We start from the raw sequence: 4405 nt of genomic DNA, 5'->3' as shown, positions 1-4405 counted from the left end.
GGTCGGTCCGGTGGACGTGCGGTGTGATGAGGACCGGCGCCGGGGCGGGCAGCTGCGGGGTCCCGTCCTCGCGGCGCAGCGGTGCCTCGCTGCCGGGGAAGCGCAGCGTGACGGTGACGGGCGTGAACGGTGCGGTCACCGGGGCGGAGGCGGGCGCGGGGGTGAGCTGGGTTGCGGGGGTGACCGCCGTGCCGGCAGCCGTACCGGCGGCCCCGCCACGGCCGAGGGCCTGGTCCAGGTAGCCGGTCAGCCCGGCGGTGTCGGCCACCGACAGGGCGCCGTCGAGCATCCGCCCCGTCAGCTCGGCCAGCGAGACGATCCGGTTGCTCACAAAGCCCAGCGCCGACTCCTCCAGCCGGGTGGAGGCGACCTGCACCTGGTACGCGTACACCACCTGGAACTGCGCGGCGGGCCGGAAGGTGCGCGGCCACTCCTGGTGGTTGCGGGTGACCGTGCGGGTGGTGCCGCGGCTGCCGGTGGTGGTGAGGGCGGCCGAGGCCCCCGCGCTGCCGCTGCGCTCCGTGCCCGGCAGCAGCGTGAAGCCGCCCGTCCCGCTGAGCGTGAGGGTGAACCCTGAACTGCGGGAGAGGGTGCGGGTGAGCGCGGTCGCCGCCGCCGAGTTGAAGTTCGCCAGCCCCGAGTAGGGCTGCAGCGCGCCGCGCAGCGCCGCCAGGTCGGTGGTCGGGGCCGGGCGGGCGTTGAGCGCCACCTCCACCAGGTGCAGACCGGTGTTGCCCCGGTAGGGGAAGTGGAAGCGCCGCCAGTGGTGGGCCCCGGCGGACGCCAGCGACCGCATGCCCGTCACGGAACCCGCCTCCGTGACGCGCCCGTCGAGCCCGGGGACGTGGAAGCCGCTCCCGGGCAGCAGCGCGCCCGGCGCCTCGCCGTCGACGGCGTCGCGGATCGCCTCGGCGAAGGCGTCCAGCGGGCCGGTCGGCAGCGCCTCGGGCACGGTGGCGAACCCCAGCGACCGGCCGCCGGAGCGGGCGAAGTACCGCGGCAGCAGCCGGTCCATCGGCAGGCTCAGCGGCTCCAGACCGGCGAGCCTGGCCAGTCGCGGGTCCTGCCGGACCAGGGTCTCGGTGAGCCAGAAGACCACACCGCCGGGGACGGTCACGGAGTGCGCCACCGGGCTGTGCGGGCCCAGGCCGACGGCGTTCGCGAACGCGTTGCGGTGCCCCTTGCGCAGCCGGGCGATGTAGGTGGCATCCACCCGGAAGATGTGGAACCGCTCCTTGGGGTGGTACTCGGAGGTGACGCGGTCGGTGAAGGCGGAGTCGGTGTCCGTCAGGCTCCTGGAGGTGGCGAGGTTGCGCCCGCCGCCGCCCGAGACGGACCCGGGGCGCTCGCCGGTGTGCGAGCCGGTCACGCCGGTGGCGAGCTGCCCGGAGTGGCCGGAGGTGGTGCCGCGCCAGGAGGAGTCGGTGCTGGTGACGTCGTTCTCGGTATAGGTGGCGGCGGCCGGGTCCGCGCTGGGATGTCCGATGCCCTCGTGGACCAGGTTGCTCAAGAAGCCGCGGATCTCGCCCTGGATGTCGGTGCCCACCAGCGTGCCGGACGTGGTGGCGTCGATGACGTGGACGCCGCGGAAGATCTGGGGCGCACGCGAGATCAGACCGGTCGGGGACGACGCGGCGCGCAGCACTTGCCTGACCGGGCTCTCGGCGTCCGTGACGGACTTGCCGACGGTCATGTCCTTGAGCCAGTGGACGGGTTCGGCGAAGGCGGTCAGGGCCGAGGGCAGGCGGCCCACGAGGGCGGAGCCCTGCGCGGCGGCCCAGCGCAGGACGCGGGCCGGCTGCCCCGGCTCGTCGGCTGCGGTGGCCTCCGGGTCGGCACCGGCCAGCAACTGCCGGAACGCCTCGGCCAGTGCGGCGCTGCCCATCGCGACGTTGACGTGCGCGGCTGCGGGGAGCAGCACCACGTCCTGCGGGCGCTGACCGGTCTCGTCCGGGCCCATCCGCGCCTTGCGGAAGTCCTCGTCCGTCGCCCGCCGGATGGTGACGGGGCCCAGCGGGGCCGCCGGGGCGTCGAGGGTGCGGGTCAGCGGGACGGCGAGGGAGACGGTGCCGTCCACGGGGTCGAACGTGGCCAGCGGGGTGTCGCCGTTCTCCGAGAACACCGTCATGGTGAAGGTGCCGGGGATGTGGAAGACCCCGAGCCCGGACTGCGCGTAGGCGAGCAGGTCGAGGCTGTGGGCCGCCGCCGATCCTGAGGCGTCGCCGGTGATCTGGCGGGTGGCGGACAGGCTGCTGGGGGTGCCTCCCGCCACCGTCCAGTGGTGCGGGGCCGGGCCGTTGGCCTCGGCGGAGAGGTCGCCGAACAGCGACTGGCTGGAGCCGCGGGACTCGCTGCCCACCGTCCCGGTGCCGTTGGCGTTCATCACCGACCAGCCCGGCAGGTTCTTCGCGTGCCGGGGAGAGGTGCCGTGCGTCGGCGCCACGGACAGCTCCGCGGTGACCCGCCAGACGCCGCGCGCGAGGGGCAGGTCGAAGTAGAGCGGGTGCCCGCCGTCCAAGAGCGCGCCGGCCGCCCCGCGCAGACCGATCTGCGAACGCGCGACAGCCAGCTTGCGGGCGTTGGCGAGCCACGCCATGAGGATCGCGGTGTCGTCGCCCAGCCACTCCAGGCGCCGCCGCTCGGCGGGCGGCAGGAAGCCCATGCTGCGCAGCCGGGTCTCCAACTGGTCGAAGAGCGACTCGGTTCCGCTCACCTTCAACGGGGTGGCGTCGACCCCCAGCGAGCGCAGGGACGCCAGCTCCGGCGGCAGGTGGCGCTCCTGGCCGGGCTCGATCGGGGTGCCGGCGGCATCGGCCATCGTCGGCACCCGCAGGGACTGCCTCCGGGGGCTGGGCAGCTCGAAGGGCTCGGTCCTGCCGCCCTTGGGGAGGACCAGCACGGCGGTGTACGTGATGTCCGCGTCGGTGAGCAGGTGGGGGTTCTCGGTGACCAGGCTGAACCAGTCGTAGGCGGTGCCGCCGGAGTTGAGGGTGCGGGTCCGCTTGTGCTGGTAGCCGCCGCCGAAGACGAAGTTCCCGCCTGCCCGGGGGCCCTGGAAGGTGGAGGCGAGGGTGAACTCCGCCTTCTCGGCGTTGGTCACCGTCAGCCCCGTCTGGGCGCCGATCCGGTGCAGCAGGTCGGCCTCCAGAACCCCCTTCGCGCTGCTGCGCGCCAGCACGTGGGGGCTGAGGGAGTTGATCCGGGCCGAGACCTCCAGGTAGCCCAGCGGCTGTCCAGCGCCGTCCAGGAGGATCGGTGACAGGTACGCCGAGGCCAGCATGAGCGGCAGTCCGGAACGCTGGTTGTTCTCGTTCAGGAACGTGCGCAGCGCGGCGGCGGACTCGTCCGACAACCGGCGCAGGTGCGGGCGCAACGCGTCGGCGGTCAGGAAGGCGTCGATCAGGGCGTCCGGGTCGTGGAGGGTGTCCAGCCGGTGCAGCGGCTGCTCGTCGGTGATCAGCTGCGGGTCCGCCGGGAGGTCGTGCGGGGAGACCGGGCCGAACGGACGGGGCGGCATCCCCTGCGTGAGGTAGTGCGGGAACCACGCGGTGAGCCGCTCGGGCGAGGTCTGCGCAGCGCTCCAGTCCGCCTCGGTGTGCGGTGTCGGCGCCGTGGGACTCGGGGCGGGCACAGCCGTGAACTCCCAGCGCATCCCGTAGTCGAACGCGTGCGAGGGCTCCGTCGAGAACGCGACGGCGGACCCCGCGGTGTAGTTCTCCGGGACCGTCATCACGACGGACTGCTGGTTGTGCGTCAGCGTGACCTTCGGCGTGAACGTCTGCGAGACCGTGTCGTTGACCAGCCAGGTACGCCCGTAGGACAGCGGCAGGTTCCGCACGTTCCCCGTGGTGAGGGTGTCGCTGGTGTCGATCGCGGTCTGGTTGCGCTCCTCGATGTTGACCCGCCGCCCCTCAGCGGTGTCCTCGCTCATCACCTGGGCCTGCCGGTGGTCGAAGAACTCCACCCGCGCCGACACCTGGTAGCGGCGGCCCCCGTAGGTGACCGTGCGGGACATGCCCTTGGGGCCCAGCAGGTGCGGCATCGCGTCCAGCAGCTCGTCGCCGTCGTACTGCGCTGCGAGGTCCCCGTCCAGCTCCTCGGTGCCGCCCGGGTTCTGGGCCTCCGGGTCGCCGGACGGCTGCTCGCGCGCGGCCCGGGCCCGGACGGTCGCAGCCAGCCGCTCGTGCAGCCAGCGGACGGTGTCCTCGGGGAGCGGCATGATGTGCACCATCCCCCTCAGGCCGCGGTGGCCGCGGCCGAAGGCCGCGACGAGGGCGGAGGCCGCCGGGTCGGTGGCGGCGGGCTCCTCGGCCGGCTCGATGGCGGTGAATTCCTCGGCCGGCTCGGTGACGGCGACGGTGGTGGGCGTGGTCGCGGGGGCCGGGGGCGGCAGCGGGCGCAGGGC

General features: G+C 74.0%; 1 protein-coding gene. It reads right to left on the bottom strand.

Annotation, left to right across the window (positions count from 1 at the left end; genetic code table 11):
- Positions 1-4405: hypothetical protein (locus AB8Z75_RS31320; RefSeq protein WP_369207941.1), on the bottom strand; the 4405-nt coding region annotated here is incomplete at both ends.

Source organism: Streptomyces sp. PU-14G (assembly GCF_041028275.1).
In the GTDB taxonomy this organism is placed as follows: domain Bacteria; phylum Actinomycetota; class Actinomycetes; order Streptomycetales; family Streptomycetaceae; genus Streptomyces.
The sequence above is the reverse complement of the archived record's forward strand: the minus strand, read 5'-3'. Positions and strand labels throughout refer to the sequence as shown.